Consider the following 17813-nt stretch of genomic DNA (forward strand, 5'->3'; position numbering starts at 1 on the left):
AGCCTGGTCGCCGCGCCGGACGGGCGGCTGGCGCTGTGCGACCGTGGCCATCCGGCGATGGCGACGGCAGGGCTCGGCGACGTGCTCGCCGGCCTGATCGGCGCCTTGTACGCGCAGGGTCTACCCGCATTCGAGGCAGCCTGCCTGGGCGTCTGGCTGCATGCGGCGGCAGGCGAGCGGCTGGGGCCGGAGGGACGCGGGCTGGCGGCCAGCGACCTGATTCCGGTCATTCGCAGTCTTCTCGAGGAGCAATCGCCGTGCGTGAAGTGACCCTGTTCGCCGCCGACGAGGATGCGATGTACGCCTTGGGCGCGCGCCTCGCGGAGGTCAGCGAAGGCCGGGGCGTGATCTACCTGCACGGTGACCTGGGCGCCGGCAAGACCACCCTGTCGCGCGGGATCATCCGCGGCCTGGGCCACGCCGGCGCGGTGAAGAGCCCGACCTTCACCCTGGTCGAGCCGTACGAGCTGGGCGAAAAGCGGGTTTTCCACTTCGACCTTTATCGCTTGAGTGATCCCGAAGAGCTTGAATTCCTTGGCATTCGCGATTACTTCGCGGACGATGCACTTTGTCTGGTGGAATGGCCGCAGCGAGGCCGCGGCATTTTGCCAAGGGCGGACCTGGACATTACCATTAGCCCCCAAGGCGCAGGCCGATCCCTGCGTCTGGTGTCACAGGGCGCACGTGGAAATGCCTGGTGCGCGACCCTGGCTGGGGACGTATGAACAACAGAAAGGGGATATCCATGCGCATGCGCGCGCTGTTCGCGGGAATCGGAGTGCTGCTGATCGTCTTGGCTGGCGATGTGCTGGCGGCCTCGGATGTGCGCAGCGTCCGTCTCTGGCGCGCGCCGGACAACACCCGCCTGGTCTTCGATCTCAGCGGGCCGGTGCAGCACAGCGTGTTTACCCTCAGCGCCCCGGATCGCATCGTGGTCGATATCAGCGGCGCGCAGATGACCACCTCGCTGGACAAGCTGGCGCTGGCCAATACGCCGATCAAGGGCGTGCGTGCCGCGCAACGCTCGCCCACCGACCTGCGCCTGGTCATCGACCTGTCGGCGCCGGTCACGCCGAAGAGCTTCACCCTGCCGCCCAACCAGCAGTACGGCGATCGCCTGGTGGTCGACCTCTACGACGAAGGCGCCTCCACCGCGCCCGAGCTGCCGCCGACCACCATCGCCAGCGAGCCGGTCGCGCCGGTCACGCCGGCCAAGCCGAACGCCAAGCTGCCGCCGGTGCCGGGCGGCAAGCGCGACATCATCATCGCCATCGATGCCGGCCACGGCGGCGACGACCCTGGCGCCAGCGGTCCGAAGGGCGTTCACGAGAAGGACGTGGTGCTGGAGATCGCCAAGGAGCTGCAGCGCCAGATCAACGCCGAGAAGGGCTACCGCGCCGAGCTGACGCGCACCGGCGACTACTTCATCCCGCTGCGCAAACGCACCGAGATCGCCCGCAAGAAAGGCGCCGACCTGTTCGTGTCCATCCATGCAGACGCGGCGCCCAAGTCGGCGGCGTTCGGCGCCTCGGTGTTCGCCCTGTCCGACCGCGGCGCCACCTCGGAAACCGCGCGCTGGCTGGCCGACACGGAGAACCGCTCGGACCTCATCGGCGGCGCCGGTAGCGTCGCCCTGGACGACAAGGACAGGATGCTCGCCGGCGTGCTGCTGGACCTGTCGATGACCGCGTCGCTGTCCTCCAGCCTTAATGTCGGACAGAAAGTGCTGAGCAACATGGGGCGCATCACCCCGCTGCACAAGCGCCGCGTCGAGCAGGCCGGCTTTATGGTGCTGAAGTCGCCGGACATCCCGTCGATCCTGGTGGAGACCGGCTTCATCTCCAACCCCAACGAAGCCAACAAGCTGCAGTCGCGCAGCCACCAGCAGGCGCTGGCGCGCTCGATCCATTCCGGCGTCCGGCAATTCTTCCAGCAGAACCCGCCGCCGGGCACCTACGTCGCCTGGCTGCGCGATGCCGGCAAGATCGCGGTCGGTCCGCGCGAACACGTGGTCAGCTCCGGTGAAAGCCTGGCGCTGATCGCCCAGCGCTACGACATCGGTCTGAACGCCCTGCGCAATGCCAACGACCTGAAGAGCGACACCATCAAGGTCGGCCAGACCCTGCAGATCCCCACGACGACCCTGGCCTCGCAGCAATGAGCCAGGCCCCGCGCATCCAGCTGCTCAGCCCGCGGCTGGCGAACCAGATCGCCGCCGGCGAAGTCGTCGAACGACCGGCTTCGGTGATCAAGGAGCTGCTGGAAAATAGCCTCGACGCCGGCGCCCGGCGCATCGACGTCGACGTAGAGCAGGGCGGCATCAAGCTGCTGCGAGTGCGTGACGACGGCGGCGGAATCCCGGCCGACGACCTGCCGCTGGCCCTGGCGCGGCATGCCACCAGCAAGATTCGCGATCTCGAGGACCTGGAACGGGTCATGAGCCTGGGCTTCCGCGGCGAGGCGCTGGCATCGATCAGCTCGGTGGCGCGACTGACCATGACCTCGCGCACCGCCGATGCCGAGCAGGCCTGGCAGGTGGAAACCGAAGGCCGCGACATGGAGGCTCTGGTGCAGCCCGCGGCGCATCCGGTGGGCACCTCGGTGGAAGTGCGCGACCTGTTCTTCAATACCCCGGCGCGGCGCAAGTTCCTGCGCGCGGAAAAGACCGAATTTGACCATCTGCAGGAAGTCATCAAGCGCCTGGCGCTGGCGCGTTTCGATGTCGCCTTTCACCTGCGGCACAACGGCAAGACCGTGTTCGCCCTGCACGAGGCGCCGGACGAGATCACCCGCGCGCGCCGTGTCGCCTCTGTCTGCGGGCCGGCATTCCTCGAGCAGGCGCTGCCGATCGAGGTCGAGCGCAACGGCCTGCACCTGTGGGGTTGGGTCGGCCTGCCGACGTTCTCGCGCAGCCAGGCGGACTTGCAGTACTTCTACGTCAACGGGCGGATGGTGCGCGACAAGCTGGTCGCCCACGCCGTGCGCCAGGCATACCGCGATGTGTTGTTCAATGGTCGGCATTCGACCTTCGTGCTGTTCCTGGAGGTCGACCCGGCGGTGGTCGACGTCAACGTGCATCCGACCAAGCACGAAGTGCGCTTCCGCGACGTCCGAATGGTTCACGACTTTCTCTACGGCACGCTGCATCGCGCGCTCGGTGACGTGCGCCCGGAAGACCAGCTGGCGGGCGCCGTCACCTCTGTGATGCCGGCGCCGAGCGGGCCGCAGGCCGGCGAGTTCGGCCCGCAGGGCGAGATGAGCCTGGCCGCCAGCGTGCTGGAGCGCAGCGCCGCCGTCCCGGCCTGGCGTTCTCCGGCGGGAAGCGGCTACAGCGGTGGCTATCAGGCGCCGCGCGGGGATTCGCCTTTGTCGACCGCGGAGGCGCAGGGCGCCTATCGCGAATACTTCGCCCCGCTCACCGAGGCGCCGGCGGTGGCGCTGCCGGAAAGCCAGGGCGACATTCCGCCGCTGGGCTACGCCATCGCCCAGCTCAAGGGCATCTACATCCTCGCCGAGAACGCCCAGGGGCTGGTGGTGGTGGACATGCACGCCGCGCATGAGCGGATCACCTACGAGCGGCTGAAGACCGCGATGGCCAGCGAAGGTCTGCGCGGCCAGCCGCTGCTGGTGCCGGAAAGCATCGCCGTGAGCCAGCGCGAGGCCGATTGCGCCGAGGAGCACGAGGCCTGGTTCCAGCGGCTGGGCTTCGAACTGCAGCGTTTCGGTCCGGAGAGCCTGGCGATCCGCCAGATTCCGGTACTGCTCAAACAGGCCGAGTCGTCCCAACTGGTGCGCGACGTGCTCGCCGATCTGCTGGAGTACGGCAGCAGCGATCGCATCCAGGCGCACCTCAACGAGTTGCTCGGCACCATGGCCTGCCACGGCGCGATCCGCGCCAATCGCCGCCTGACCCTGCCCGAAATGAACGGCTTGCTGCGCGACATGGAGCACACCGAGCGCAGTGGGCAGTGCAACCACGGCCGGCCCACCTGGACGCAGATGGGCATGGACGACCTCGACAAGCTGTTCCTGCGCGGCCGCTGACCCGGCGCCGCGATTACTTCTGAGCCCGCCATGCCTTCCTTGCCACCCGCCATCTTTCTCATGGGGCCGACCGCCTCCGGCAAGACCGATCTGGCGTTGGAGCTTGCCCGCGCGCTGCCCTGCGAGCTGATCAGCGTCGATTCGGCTCTGGTCTATCGCGGCATGGACATCGGCACCGCCAAGCCTTCGAAGGCGCTGCTGGCCGAATTTCCCCATCGCCTGATCGACATCCGTGACCCCGCCGAGGCCTACTCGGCGGCCGATTTCCGCGCCGATGCCCTGGCGGCGATGGCCGAAGTCAGTGGGCGCGGCAAGATTCCGCTGCTGGTCGGCGGCACCATGCTGTATTACAAGGCGTTGCTCGAGGGGCTGGCCGACATGCCCGCCGCCGATGCCGCGATACGCGCCGAACTGGAGGCGCGCGCCGCGAGCGAGGGGCTGGAGGCGCTGCACCGGCAGTTGGCCGAGGTCGATCCGGTATCGGCGGCGCGCATTCACCGCAATGACCCTCAGCGCGTGACGCGCGCGCTGGAGGTGTACCTGGCGAGCGGCGTGAGCATGACCGAGCACCGTCGCCGGCAGGCTGCGCAAAATCCCGTTCTAGACCCGTCGGGAGCGGCACAATTGCCTTATACTGTGGCACATCTGGCGATAGCTCCGGCTCAGCGGCACGTGCTGCACGAGCGCATCGCCCGGCGTTTTCTCGGCATGCTGGAACAGGGTTTTATCGAGGAGGTCGAAGTTCTGCATCGACGAAGTGACTTGCATGCCGGGCTGCCGTCTATACGAGCGGTGGGTTATCGCCAGGCGTGGGAACATCTGGACGGCGAACTGACCCGCGATGAGATGACCGAACGCGGCATCATCGCGACGCGTCAGTTGGCCAAGCGACAGTTCACCTGGTTGCGTAGCTGGGCCGATTTGCACTGGATGGACAGTCTGGCCCCTGACAATCTTTCGCAAACCTTGAAATACCTGGAGTCGGTCTCCATATTGGCCTGAGTCCTGCGAATGCCGACTATCCTTGGGGTGGGATGGCACCAGCCATTGTTAGAATTACCAAAGACCTATTGATCCTTAAAGGAGTGCGGCACATGTCAAAAGGGCATTCGCTACAAGACCCTTACTTGAACATCTTACGGAAGGAACGCGTTCCGGTTTCCATCTACCTGGTCAACGGCATCAAGCTGCAGGGCCAGATCGAATCCTTCGACCAGTTCGTCATTCTGCTGAAGAACACCGTCAGCCAAATGGTCTACAAGCACGCGATCTCCACCGTCGTGCCCAGCCGCCCGGTTCGGTTGCCAAGCGCCAGTGAGTCGGAGCAGGCCGAAGCGGGCAACGCCTGATAGGGGGCCGCCTTGTTCTTTGAGCGCCCCGGAGGCGGTGAGCGGGCCATTCTGGTTCACCTGGATGGTCAGGACCCGGAAGCGCGTGAGGATCCTCAGGAATTCCAGGAGCTTGCCCGTTCTGCCGGTGCGGAAACGGTGGCCTTCGTCAGCGTCCCGCGCCATCAGTTCACGGCCAAGTACCTGATCGGCAGTGGCAAGGTCAGCGAACTGCATGACCGTGTCAGGGCCGAGCAGGTGGAACTGGTGATCTTCAATCACACCCTTACGCCCAGTCAGGAACGCAACCTCGAGCGCGCCTTCGAGTGCCGTGTGCTCGATCGTACCGGGTTGATCCTCGATATCTTCGCGCAGCGTGCACGAACCCACGAAGGGAAGCTGCAGGTCGAACTTGCCCAGCTCGAGCACATGAGCACGCGGCTGGTTCGCGGCTGGACTCACCTTGAGCGGCAGAAAGGCGGTATCGGTCTTCGCGGTCCGGGTGAAACCCAGCTCGAGACCGACCGTCGCCTCCTACGCGTGCGCATCCGTCAGATCAGGCAGCGCCTGGACAAGGTGCGCAGCCAGCGCGAGCAGGCTCGCCGCGGACGTACGCGGGCGAATATCCCTACCGTTTCCCTAGTTGGCTACACCAACGCCGGCAAGTCCACGCTGTTCAACGTACTGACCACCTCCGAGGTCTATGCCGCCGACCAGCTGTTCGCCACGCTCGACCCCACGCTGCGCCGGCTCGAGCTGGATGACCTGGGGCCGGTGGTGCTGGCCGATACGGTGGGCTTCATTCGCCATTTGCCGCACAAGCTGGTGGAAGCGTTCCGGGCGACGCTGGAGGAGTCGAGCAACTCCGACCTCCTGCTGCACGTCATCGACGCCCACGAGCCCGAGCGCGATGCGCAGATCGAACAGGTGGTCGCCGTTCTCGATGAGATCGGCGCGCGCGAGTTGCCGATGCTGGAGGTTTACAACAAGCTCGACCTGCTCGAGGGGATTGAACCTCAGATTCAGCGCAATGCCGAAGGGAAGCCCCAGCGCGTCTGGGTTTCAGCGCGCGATGGTCTCGGTCTCGAGTTGGTCAAGCAAGCTATCGCGGAATTGTTGGGTGACGACCTGTTCGTCGGCATCCTGTGTCTGCCGCAGAAGTTGGCGCGTTTGCGCGCCCAGTTCTTCGAGTTGGGTGCGGTTCAGAGCGAGGGGCACGACGAGCAGGGCGGAAGCCTTCTGGCCGTGCGTCTGCCGCGTGCCGAACTGAACCGTCTGGTGAGTCGCGCCGGCATGCAGCCTGTGGAATTCATCGAGCAACACACTTTGCAATAAACCCTGGAGGGGTGGCTTTGCCGTTCTTCGCAGGCATTGGTTAGCATGGCGGGCGCACAACGGTGCGTCTTTGCTTTATCAGATGGAGAGCGCTATGGCTTGGAATGAGCCGGGTGGCAATTCGAACAATCAAGACCCCTGGGGCAACAAGCGCCGGGGCGGCGACCGCAAAGGTCCGCCGGATCTCGACGAAGCCTTCCGCAAACTGCAGGACAGCCTGAATGGCATGTTCGGCGGCAAGAAACGCAGTGGCGGGGGAGGCGACTCTTCCGGCGGTGACTCCGGCAAGGGCATGGGCTTCGGCATGATTGCCGTTTTCGTTGCCGTTCTCGCGGCGATCTGGCTGTACAGCGCGATCTACGTCGTTGACGAGCAGGAGCAGGCCGTGGTGCTGCGCTTCGGCAAGTACTACGAAACGGTCGGGCCGGGCCTGAACATCTATTTCCCACCGTTCGATCGCAAGTTCCAGGAAAACGTGACCCGCGAGCGGGCGTACTCCAAGCAGGGGCAGATGCTCACCGAGGACGAGAACATCGTCGAGGTGCCGCTGACCGTGCAGTACAAGATCACCAACCTGCAGGACTTCGTACTCAACGTCGATCAGCCTGAAATCAGCCTGCAGCACGCCACTGACAGCGCCCTGCGCCATGTCGTCGGTTCCACCGCGATGGACCAGGTGCTCACTGAGGGTCGTGAGTTGATGGCCAGCGAGATTCGCGAGCGGCTGCAGCGCTTCCTCGACACCTACAAGGTCGGCATCACCGTCACTCAGGTGAACGTGCAGAGCGCTGCTGCGCCGCGCGAAGTTCAGGAAGCCTTCGATGACGTGATCCGCGCCCGCGAAGACGAGCAGCGCGAGAAGAACCAGGCCGAGGCCTATGCCAACGGTGTGATTCCGGAAGCGCGCGGTCAGGCCCAGCGCCTGCTCGAGGAAGCCAACGGTTATCGCGACGAAGTGGTGGCGCGCGCCCAGGGTGAGGCACAGCGCTTCACCAAGCTGGTCGCCGAGTACCGCAAGGCGCCCGAGGTCACCCGTGAGCGTCTGTACCTGGACACCATGCAGGAAGTCTTCAGCAACACCAGCAAGGTGCTGGTGACCGGTCAGAAAGGGCAGAACAACCTGCTCTACCTGCCGCTGGACAAGATGATGGAGAAGCAGCGCAGCGGTTCCGCCGCCGCAGGCACTTCGGCTTCCAATGCCGATCAGGCCGATGTACCTGCCAGCATCGATCTGGGGCAGCGTGACCTGCGTTCGAGGGAGACTCGTTGATGAACAATAAATCGCTGATCGCCCTGATTTTCGGCGTGATCGTGGTGGTCGTCGCCTGGAACAGCCTGTACATCGTTTCGCAGACGGAAAGGGCGGTGCTGCTGCAGTTCGGCCGTGTGGTCGAGGCCGACGTGCAACCCGGCCTGCACGTGAAGATTCCGCTAGTGAACAAGGTCCGCAAGTTCGATGCACGCCTGCTGACCCTGGACTCGTCCACCTCGCGCTTCCTCACCCTAGAAAAGAAAGCGGTGATGGTCGACGCCTACGCCAAGTGGCGTGTGGCCGATGCCGAGCGCTTCTACACCGCAACTTCCGGATTGAAGCAGATCGCCGACGAGCGTCTGTCGCGCCGGCTTGAGTCCGGCCTGCGTGACCAGTTTGGCAAGCGCACCCTGCACGAAGTAGTGTCCGGAGAGCGCGATGCGCTGATGGCGGATATCACCGCTTCTCTGGATCGCATGGCGCGTAAGGAGCTGGGTATCGAGGTGCTCGACGTACGCGTCAAGGCCATCGACCTGCCGCGCGAAGTCAACCGCAGCGTGTTCGAACGCATGAGTACCGAGCGTGAGCGAGAGGCTCGTGAGCACCGCGCCAAGGGCCGCGAGCTGGCCGAAGGCATCCGTGCCGACGCCGACCGTCAGCGGCGTGTACTGTTGGCCGAAGCCTATCGCGAGGCCGAGGAAACTCGCGGTGATGGCGACGCCAAGGCCTCGGCGATCTACTCGCAAGCCTATGGCCAGGATCAGGAATTCTACGGCTTCTACCGCAGCCTGCGTGCCTACCGCGAGAGCTTCGCCAACAAGAGTGACGTGCTGGTTCTCGATCCGAGCAGCGACTTCTTCCGCTACCTGGAAAAGTCCAAGCCATGAGCCCTTCCGGCGGGCGTCAGTCGCCCGCCGGATGACCCTCGGGGAAAACGTGTTATCATGAGTCAGCCGGGAAATTCCCGGCTTTTTTGCGTCTGCAGCGGACACATGTCAGTCGAGCGACGATCCGAATCGTCCATCATGCGATGAACCGGAGCGTCTTTTTCTGTCCCGCGCCAGGCCGATGCGCCGCGGTAAATGCCTGTCTTTTCCGCATCGCGCATCCCGTCGGGTCGGCCAGCCTTTGCTGGCGAGCGCCCATTTATTCGCTCCACTGTAGGCTGCCGCCCGGTTGAACAAGGGGAAAGGCGAAATGGCAACGGTAGACCGCTGGCTGCTGCCAGATGGCATCGAAGAAGTACTGCCGCCGGAAGCGGCGCTCATCGAAACGGCGCGCCGCCGGGTACTGGACCTGTTCCAGTGCTGGGGCTACGAATTCGTGGTGACGCCGCACATCGAATATCTCGACTCGCTGCTCACGGGTGCCGCTCAGGACCTCGATCTGCGTACCTTCAAGGTCACCGATCCGCTCTCCGGTCGGCTGATGGGCTTTCGCGCCGACATCACGCCGCAGGTCGCGCGGATGGATGCGCACAGCCTGCGCCGCGAAGGGCCGAGCCGCCTCTGCTACGCCGGCAGCGTGCTGCATGCCAAGCCGCGTGCGCTGACGACCTCGCGCAGCCCGATCCAGCTCGGCGCCGAGCTTTACGGTGACGCCAGTCCGGCGAGCGACGTGGAGGTCATCAGCCTGATGCTCGACACTCTGGCGCTGGCCGAGGTGCCCGACGTACACATGGACCTCGGCCACGTCGGCATCTATCGCGGGCTGGCCAGTGCCGCCGGCCTGTCCGGCGAAGCCGAGCAGCGCCTGTTCGACGCGCTGCAGCGCAAGGCGGTCGACGAGGTCGCCGAACTCACCGCAACGCTGTCGCCCACGCTGGCCGGCATGCTGCGTTCCCTGGTCGATCTGTGCGGCGGTCGTGAGGTGCTGGACCTGGCCCAGGCCTGTCTAGTCGAGGCGCCGGATGACGTCCACCTGGCGCTGGACGAGCTGATCGCCATCGCCGACAGCTTGAGCCTACGCTATCCGGAGCTGCCCCTGTATTTCGATCTGGGCGAGCTGCGCGGTTACCACTATCACACCGGTGTGGTGTTCGCCGCCTTCGTCCCCGGGCTCGGTCATTCGATCGCCCAGGGTGGCCGCTACGACGACATCGGTGCCGATTTCGGGCGCGCGCGTCCGGCCACCGGCTTCTCCACCGACCTGAAGAGCCTGGTCACCCTCGGTGACATGCGGCTGGGCGAGCCGCTGTCCGGTATCTGGGCGCCGGACAGCCATGACCTGCCCTTGTGGCAGGCCATCCAGCGCCTGCGCCAGGAGGGCCAGCGCGTCGTCCAGGCGTTGCCAGGACAGGCCGATGCCGCGGCGCGGGAGGCGAGCTGTGATCGCCAACTGCTGCTGCGCGACGGTCGCTGGCAGGTCGTGGCACTGAATTCCTGAGTTTTCCCGCCGGCCGTGCCGGCACCGAGCTTCCGCAAAGAGGACAACTGTTATGGGTAAGAATGTCGTCGTCCTAGGCACCCAGTGGGGTGATGAGGGCAAAGGCAAGATCGTCGATCTGCTGACCGACGAGGCGGCCGCCGTAGTGCGCTACCAGGGCGGCCACAATGCCGGCCATACCCTGGTGATCGACGGTGAGAAAACCGTTCTGCACCTGATTCCCTCGGGCATCCTGCGTGAGAACGTGCAGTGCCTGATCGGCAATGGCGTGGTCGTCGCGCCCGATGCGCTGATGCGCGAGATCATCAAGCTCGAAGAGAAGGGCGTGCCGGTGCGCGAGCGCCTGCGCATCAGTCCCTCCTGCACGCTGATCCTGCCCTACCACGTGGCTCTGGATCAGGCCCGCGAGAAGGCCCGTGGCGATGCCAAGATCGGCACCACCGGGCGCGGCATCGGTCCGGCCTATGAAGACAAGGTCGCGCGTCGCGGCCTGCGCATCGGCGATCTGTTCCATCGCGAACGTTTCGCCGCCAAGCTCGGCGAACTGCTGGACTTCCACAACTTCGTCCTGCAGCACTACTACAAGGAGCCGGCGGTCGATTTCCAGAAGACCCTGGACGAGGCGCTTGGCTATGCCGACGTGCTCAAGCCGATGATCACCGACGTCGCCGCGCGCCTGCACGAGCTGCGTCGCGAGAACGCGCACATCATGTTCGAGGGTGCGCAGGGTTCGCTGCTCGACATCGACCACGGCACCTATCCGTTCGTCACCAGCTCCAGCACCACTGCCGGCGGCACCGCCACCGGTTCGGGTTTCGGTCCGCTGTATCTGGACTACATCCTCGGCATCACCAAGGCCTACACCACCCGTGTCGGCTCCGGGCCGTTCCCCACCGAACTGTTCGACGAAACCGGCGCGTTCCTCGCCAAGCGTGGCCATGAGTTCGGTTCCACCACCGGTCGTGCGCGTCGCTGCGGTTGGTTCGATGCGGTGATCCTGCGTCGCGCCATCGAGATCAACAGCATTTCCGGCCTCTGCCTGACCAAGCTCGACGTGCTCGACGGTCTGGAAACCATCCGCATTTGCGTGGGCTACAAGGACGAGAACGGCGACGTGCTGGTCGATGCTCCGACCGACGCGGACAGCTATATCGGCCTGCAGCCGGTGTACGAGGACATGCCTGGCTGGAGCGAATCCACCGTGGGCGCGAAGAGCCTCGACGAGCTTCCGGCCAATGCGCGCGCTTACATCAAGCGCATTGAGGAGCTGGTCGGCGCACCGATCGACATCATCTCCACCGGTCCGGATCGCAACGAAACCATCGTTCTTCGTCACCCGTACTCCTGAGTCCGTTGAACGTCCGAAGGGCCGCCGTAGAGCGGCCCTTTTCATTGGTGAAGGAAATGTCGCATTTCGCGGCATGCCGATTGCTGAAGGGTTAAACAAATCCTGGTAGTCGCCGTTAACGGGTAACGGTCGTTAAGGAGTGTCGTCGTGTCAGCCATCCTGTCTCTGCTGCGAAGCCGCCTATTGCGGCCCGCGTTCATCGCCTTGGGCATTGCGCTGCTGGTGCAGGTGCTGGTGGCCGTTGCCCTGACGCGGGGCACGGTGAGTACCCTGACGGAAAAACTCGCTTCACGCTTGGGCGAGGACACGCAGAAGTTGTCCGCCGAACTGGAGCAGGCGGGGCAGGAGGTTTCTTCCGGGCTCAGCGGGTTGTCCGAGCAGACCCGTCAGCGCCTGTCGGCGTCGCTCAGCGAGCGGCTCAAGCAGGAGCAGGCCCAGCTGCGCGGCAGCCTGGAGGCGAACCTCAAGGATTCCGCCAACGATCTCGCCCAGTTGCTTGCCGCCGTCGCCCCCAAGGCGATGTGGGACAACGACGGGCCGGCGCTGTCCGAGTTCGCCCGCCGCGCGCAGCGCAACCCGAACGTGCTGTTCGTCGTCTACGACGACGCCAAGGGCGAGCACTTGACGCGTTACCTGAACCGGCAGAACCCCTTGATCATGGCGCTGCTGGAGCGCGGCACCGGCGAGCGCGCGTTGGACAAGGTTCTGGGCGCCGCCGCCAACGACCCTTCGGTGCACCTGGTCGAGGCATCGATCAATCCCAACGGCGTGGAGATCGGCAAGGTCCGCCTCGGCGTCTCCACGGCGTCCATCGAAGCCCAGCTGCAGGCGCTCGATCAGCGCTTCACCGCACTGATCGCCAGCGGCGGCCAGCTGGTGGGCGAAAGCCTGGCCGGTGCCGCCACCGACAGCACGGCGGCGCTGACGGCTCGCCTGCAATCGGCCCGCGCGGCGGCGGACAGCATGAATGCCGGTACGCGCAAGACCGTCGACGAGGCGGCCGGCGAGCTGCGATGGCGCATCGGCCTCGCGCTGGTGCTGGTTGGCCTCGGTGTATTGCTGGTGCTTGCCGTGGTCCTGGGTCGTCGCGTGGTCAACCGGTTGCGGCTGCTGGTGGCGGCGCTCAACGACCTGGCGGCAGGCGAGGGCGACCTCACTCGCCGGGTGAAGCTGGATAGTCGCGACGAGCTCGGCGAGATGGCCGATGCGGTCAACCGGTTCATCGACAAACTGCAGCCGATCATTCGCAAGGCCGGCGACGTGGCCGTGCAGACCGGTACGGAAATCCAGGCGCTGGCCTCGCGCAGCCATGCGGCGGAAGCCGCGGCGGGGCGGCAGATGAACGAGGTGGCCGGCAGCCTCGAGGCGCTCGCCAGCATGACCGCCGAAGCCCAAGCGGAGAGCCGCACCATGCAGGAGGCCTTGCAGCGGGTCGGCGATATCCGGCGCGCGACGGAGGACAATGAGGCGATCGCCAAGCGCGTCGGCGGGCTCATCGGCGCGCTGGAAGAGCGCGTGCAGAACGGCTCCGAAGTGATCCAGCGGCTGGCGCTGCAGAGCGAGCAGATCGAAGTGGTGCTGTCGGTGATTCACGGGATCGCCGAGCAGACCAACCTCCTGGCGCTGAACGCGGCCATCGAGGCGGCCCGCGCCGGCGAGAGCGGACGTGGTTTCGCGGTGGTCGCCGACGAGGTGCGCGCGCTGGCGAGCAAGACCCAGCAGTCGACAGGCGATATCCAGGCGCACATCGGTGCGTTGCAGAAAGGTGCAAAGGAAGCGGTCGCGGCGATCTCCCAGGCCCAGGAGCGCGCCAGCGAAGGCTTGCAGGCCCTGCGCGACAGCGAACGGTTGCAGGAGGAAGTCCAGCGCGCGGTGGCCAGCGTGCACGGCGCCGTGGAGGCGGCGGCCCAGGCCGCGAAGCATCAGGCCGAGGGGGCGAACACCGTTCGCGGCAGGGTCGACGTGATCCACGCCGAGGCCCGGTTGTCCGCCGATGCGGTGGCGGAGACCGCACAAAGCGGCCGGGTGCTCGACGGTCTGGCGGCGCAGCTCAAGGCGAGCCTCGGGCAATTCAAGGCGTAGCGTTCAGCGGGCTGGAAGAAGCCGGGCCACGCGCCCGGCTTTTTTCATGTCGGCGCCTGTCGGATTTTTATCGCAGAAACGAAAAACCGAGCCATTCGGCTCGGTTCGTCTGAAGAGTGGTGCCCAGGAGAAGACTCGAACTTCCACGATGTTGCCATCGCTAGGACCTGAACCTAGTGCGTCTACCAATTCCGCCACCTGGGCACATTATTGCGACGATCGCTCGCCGGCTTTTGGCAACTTTCGTCGGCGAACCGACCGGATATTGCCTTCCGCTTAAACGACAAACCGAGCCTCGCGGCTCGGTTTATCTGAAGAGTGGTGCCCAGGAGAAGACTCGAACTTCCACGGTGTTGCCACCGCTAGGACCTGAACCTAGTGCGTCTACCAATTCCGCCACCTGGGCACTGGATGCGATGATTACTCATCGACTTCCGTGTTACAACGTCTGTGCAACGCTGTGGGCGCGAAATATACGGACGATGTTTTCCCTTGTAAACCCCTGACGGCGAAAAAAATAATTGTCCGCCCAAAGCTGCGCGCCGGGTGGAATTCGCGCTTCAATAGGCATATGAGCGAGACAACAGAATCAACAGACAAGGTGACCTTTCCCTGATGGCCGACTGGCAATCCCTCGATCCCGAGGCCGCCCGCGAGGCGGAAAAATACGAAAACCCCATCCCCAGCCGCGAGCTGATCCTCAAGCGCCTCGACGAGCGTGGCGCTCCCGCCAGCCGCGAGCAGTTGGTCGAGGAGTTCGGGCTGACCACCGAAGATCAACTGGAAGCCCTGCGTCGCCGGTTGCGCGCAATGGAGCGCGATGGGCAGCTTATCTATACGCGCCGGGGGACCTATGCCCCGGTGGACAAGCTCGACCTGATCTGCGGCCGCGTCAGCGGGCACCGCGACGGTTTCGGCTTCTTGGTTCCCGACGATGGCAGCGACGACCTGTTCCTCAGCCCGGCACAGATGCGTCTGGTATTCGACGGCGATCGCGCCCTGGCGCGGGTCGCCGGGCTGGATCGGCGCGGTCGCCGCGAAGGTGCGATCGTCGAGGTGATCTCTCGCGGCCACGAGCGAATCGTCGGGCGCTATTACGAAGAGAGCGGCATCGGTTTCGTGATTCCGGATAACCCGAAGATCCAGCAGGAAGTGCTGATCAGTCCCGGGCGCACCTCCGGCGCGAAGATCGGCCAGTTCGTCGAGGTGGAAATCACCCACTGGCCGACGCCGCGCTTCCAGCCGCAGGGCGATATCGTCGAAGTGGTCGGCAACTACATGGCGCCGGGCATGGAGATCGACGTGGCCCTGCGCAGCTACGACATTCCCCATGTGTGGCCGGCTGCCGTTGAGAAGGAAGCCGCGCGGCTGAAGCCGGAAGTGGAGGAGAAGGACAAGGAGAAGCGCGTCGACCTGCGCCACCTGCCTTTCGTCACCATCGATGGCGAGGACGCCCGCGATTTCGACGACGCCGTTTTCTGCGAGAAGAACGGCAGCAACTGGCGGCTGTTCTCCGGTGGCTGGAAGCTCTACGTGGCGATCGCCGACGTGTCGCACTACGTCAAGGTCGGCTCGGCGCTGGATGAGGAAGCGACCAATCGCGGCAACTCGGTGTACTTCCCCGAGCGCGTGGTGCCGATGCTTCCGGAGGTGCTTTCCAATGGCCTCTGCTCGCTGAACCCGCATGTCGACCGCCTGGCGCTGGTGTGCGAGATGACCATCTCCAAGACCGGCAAGCTGACCGACTACCAGTTCTGCGAGGCGGTTATCCACTCCCATGCACGGCTGACCTACAACAAGGTCAGCGCCATGCTCGAGCAGCCCAAGAGCAGCGAGGGCAAGGCCCTGCGCAGCGAGTACAGCGAAGTGCTGCCGCACCTCAAGCAGCTGTATTCGCTCTACCAGGTTCTTCTCGAGGCCCGTCACAGTCGCGGCGCTATCGATTTCGAAACTCAGGAGACGCGTATCATCTTCGGCTCCGGGCGGAAGATTGCCGAAATCCGTCCGACCCAGCGTAACGATGCACACAAGCTGATCGAGGAATGCATGCTGGCGGCCAACGTCGCCACCGCCGAGTTCCTCAAGAAGCACGAGATCCCGGCCCTCTACCGCGTGCACGACGGCCCGCCGCCGGAGCGCCTGGAGAAGCTTCGTGCATTCCTCGGCGAGCTGGGGCTGACCCTGCATCGCGGCAAGGAAGGCCCGTCGCCGAAGGATTACCAGGCGCTGCTGCAGACGATCCAGGACCGCCCGGACTTCCACCTGATCCAGACCGTGATGCTGCGCTCGTTGAGCCAGGCGGTGTACAGCGCCGACAACCACGGCCACTTCGGCCTGAATTACGAGGCCTACACGCACTTCACCTCGCCGATCCGTCGCTATCCGGACCTGCTCACCCACCGCGCGATTCGCAGCGTGATCCGCTCCAAGCGCGATACGCCGCACGTCAAGCGCGTCGGCGCGGCCGTGATGCCGAAGGCACGCATCTATCCCTACGACGAGCAGGCGCTGGAGCAACTTGGTGAGCAGTGCTCGCTGACCGAGCGGCGCGCCGACGAGGCGACCCGCGACGTGGTGAACTGGCTCAAGTGCGAGTTCATGAAGGATCGCGTCGGCGAGAGCTTCGCCGGGGTCATCACCGCGGTGACCGGTTTCGGCATCTTCGTCGAGCTGAAGGACATCTACGTCGAAGGCCTGGTACATGTGACCGCGCTGCCCGGCGATTACTACCACTTCGATGCCGTACACCATCGGCTGGCCGGTGAGAAGACCGGGCGCAGCTTCCGCCTCGGCGACAGCGTCGAGGTGCGGGTGATGCGCGTCGACCTGGACGAGCGCAAGATCGATTTCGAGCTGGCCGAGAAGCAGCTGGAAAAGCCGATCGGACGCAAGAACCGCACGGGCGAGAAGCCTTCCACTGGCGGTGGACGAGGCAAGTCGGGCGATGCGACGAAGTCGTCTTCGGCTTCCGGTACGTCCGCGCCGCGACGCAGCTCGAAGGGCGCCGACGCGGCCGGGGGCGATGACGCCATCGGCAACACCGACGTGAACAAGAGCCGGGCCCTCAAGCAGGCGCTGCTCTCCGAGGCCAAGAGTGGCAAGTCGGGCAAGCCGGCCGCGTCCGGCGGCCAGGCGGCGGGCAAGTCCACGCGTCATCGCAAGGGGCCGCCCAAGGCGGCCGCGGGAGACGCGCCGCGCAAGCGTAAGGCCAAGTCATGAGCGAGCTGGAAAAAGTCTACGGCGTGCACGCCGTAGAGGCTCTGCTGCGCCACCATCCCAAGCGGGTCAAGCAGCTCTGGCTGGCCGAGGGGCGCCAGGACCCGCGCGTGCAGACACTGGTCGAGCTGGCCAGGCAGGCGCGCGTAAGCACCGGGACCCGTGACCGTCGCGAACTGGACGAGTGGGCCGAGGGCGTGCACCAGGGCGTCGTCGCCGAGGTCAGCCCCAGCCAGGTCTGGGGCGAGAACATGCTCGAGGAATTGCTCGAGCGCGCCGAAGGCCCGCCGCTGTTGCTGGTACTGGACGGCGTCACCGATCCGCACAACCTGGGTGCCTGCCTGCGTACCGCGGATGCCGCCGGGGTGCTGGCGGTGATCGTGCCCAAGGACAAGTCCGCGACGCTCAACGCCACGGTGCGCAAGGTGGCCTGCGGCGCCGCCGAGGTGATCCCGCTGGTGGCGGTGACCAACCTCGCGCGCACGCTGGAGAAGTTGCAGCAGCGCGGCCTGTGGATCGTCGGTACTGCCGGCGAGGCGGATCAGGACATCTATGCGCTCGACATGAGTGGGCCGACGGTGCTGATCATGGGGGCCGAAGGCAAGGGCATGCGTCGCCTGACTCGCGAGCACTGCGACTACCTGGCGCGTCTGCCGATGTCCGGCAGTGTCAGCAGCCTCAACGTATCCGTGGCAACCGGCGTCTGCCTGTTCGAGGCCGTGCGCCAGCGCCGCAGCAAGCTACCGGGCTAAGCCCCAACAACGTTCTGTCCCGTCGCGCCACGCTCGACGGGCAGCCTCCCGAGGCGCCGAACCCTTACCTG

At 65.3% G+C, this 17813-nt stretch carries 14 protein-coding genes and 2 tRNA genes; 14 read left to right on the forward strand and 2 right to left on the reverse strand.

Translation table 11 applies throughout. The annotated features are described in order from the left end of the window. The 12 genes from B2X67_RS19680 to B2X67_RS19735 form a co-directional block, all read left to right on the forward strand. Positions 1-270 (forward strand): ADP-dependent NAD(P)H-hydrate dehydratase (locus B2X67_RS19680; RefSeq protein WP_286786540.1); only part of this gene is annotated, 270 nt, incomplete at its 5' end. Continuing rightward, entirely contained in the window at positions 258-725 is a 468-nt protein-coding gene (gene tsaE, locus B2X67_RS19685) for a tRNA (adenosine(37)-N6)-threonylcarbamoyltransferase complex ATPase subunit type 1 TsaE (protein WP_282338702.1), read from the forward strand. The genes B2X67_RS19680 and tsaE, both read left to right, overlap by 13 nt. Before the next feature lie 20 nt (positions 726-745). Next, complete coding sequence (locus B2X67_RS19690) at positions 746-2161, forward strand: N-acetylmuramoyl-L-alanine amidase (RefSeq protein WP_282338723.1); 1416 nt, start codon at positions 746-748, stop codon at positions 2159-2161. Beyond that, positions 2158-4044: a DNA mismatch repair endonuclease MutL gene (gene mutL / locus B2X67_RS19695; protein WP_286786541.1), complete on the forward strand. Its 1887-nt coding sequence runs from the start codon at positions 2158-2160 to the stop codon at positions 4042-4044. Before B2X67_RS19690 ends, mutL begins: the two co-directional genes overlap by 4 nt. Positions 4045-4074: 30 nt before the next feature. Then, complete coding sequence (gene miaA, locus B2X67_RS19700) at positions 4075-5046, forward strand: tRNA (adenosine(37)-N6)-dimethylallyltransferase MiaA (RefSeq protein WP_286786542.1); 972 nt, start codon at positions 4075-4077, stop codon at positions 5044-5046. A gap of 92 nt (positions 5047-5138) precedes the next feature. After that, a complete protein-coding gene (hfq, locus tag B2X67_RS19705) occupies positions 5139-5393 on the forward strand; it encodes an RNA chaperone Hfq (RefSeq protein WP_090223841.1) in 255 nt (84 codons plus the stop codon). Positions 5394-5405: 12 nt separating this feature from the next. After that, positions 5406-6707: a ribosome rescue GTPase HflX gene (hflX, locus tag B2X67_RS19710; RefSeq protein ID WP_286786543.1), complete on the forward strand. Its 1302-nt coding sequence runs from the start codon at positions 5406-5408 to the stop codon at positions 6705-6707. Positions 6708-6801: 94 nt separating this feature from the next. Then, a complete protein-coding gene (hflK, locus tag B2X67_RS19715) occupies positions 6802-7977 on the forward strand; it encodes an FtsH protease activity modulator HflK (RefSeq protein ID WP_282338706.1) in 1176 nt (391 codons plus the stop codon). Then, positions 7977-8846, forward strand: a complete 870-nt coding sequence (gene hflC / locus B2X67_RS19720; RefSeq protein WP_286786544.1) for a protease modulator HflC — start codon at positions 7977-7979, stop codon at positions 8844-8846. The genes hflK and hflC overlap by 1 nt, the downstream gene beginning before the upstream one ends. A 310-nt stretch (positions 8847-9156) precedes the next feature. Next, positions 9157-10344 carry an ATP phosphoribosyltransferase regulatory subunit gene (locus B2X67_RS19725; RefSeq protein ID WP_286786545.1) on the forward strand — a complete coding sequence of 396 codons (1188 nt, stop codon included), beginning with the start codon at positions 9157-9159 and terminating at the stop codon, positions 10342-10344. 52 nt (positions 10345-10396) lie between these two features. Beyond that, positions 10397-11692 (forward strand): adenylosuccinate synthase, encoded by a 1296-nt coding sequence (locus B2X67_RS19730; RefSeq protein ID WP_090223833.1) that lies wholly within the window; start codon positions 10397-10399, stop codon positions 11690-11692. Positions 11693-11839: 147 nt separating this feature from the next. Continuing rightward, the gene (locus tag B2X67_RS19735) at positions 11840-13774 is read left to right on the forward strand and encodes a methyl-accepting chemotaxis protein (protein WP_286786546.1); all 1935 of its coding nucleotides are present in this window, start codon (positions 11840-11842) and stop codon (positions 13772-13774) included. A gap of 117 nt (positions 13775-13891) precedes the next feature. On the opposite strand, the gene B2X67_RS19740 is transcribed toward B2X67_RS19735, so the two are convergent. Both B2X67_RS19740 and B2X67_RS19745 read right to left on the reverse strand, forming a co-directional pair. Continuing rightward, positions 13892-13978: transfer RNA gene (locus B2X67_RS19740), tRNA-Leu, on the reverse strand. Between the two features lie 115 nt (positions 13979-14093). Continuing rightward, positions 14094-14180: transfer RNA gene (locus B2X67_RS19745), tRNA-Leu, on the reverse strand. Positions 14181-14389: 209 nt separating this feature from the next. Between B2X67_RS19745 and rnr the strand changes: the two genes are divergently transcribed. After that, positions 14390-16993 (forward strand): ribonuclease R, encoded by a 2604-nt coding sequence (rnr, locus tag B2X67_RS19750; RefSeq protein WP_282338711.1) that lies wholly within the window; start codon positions 14390-14392, stop codon positions 16991-16993. After that, a complete protein-coding gene (gene rlmB / locus B2X67_RS19755) occupies positions 16990-17742 on the forward strand; it encodes a 23S rRNA (guanosine(2251)-2'-O)-methyltransferase RlmB (protein ID WP_090223827.1) in 753 nt (250 codons plus the stop codon). The genes rnr and rlmB overlap by 4 nt, the downstream gene beginning before the upstream one ends. The last annotated feature ends 71 nt before the right edge of the window (positions 17743-17813 follow it).

The sequence above is a fragment of the Pseudomonas sp. UBA3153 genome (assembly GCF_002364635.1).
Lineage (GTDB): Bacteria > Pseudomonadota > Gammaproteobacteria > Pseudomonadales > Pseudomonadaceae > Pseudomonas_O > Pseudomonas_O kuykendallii.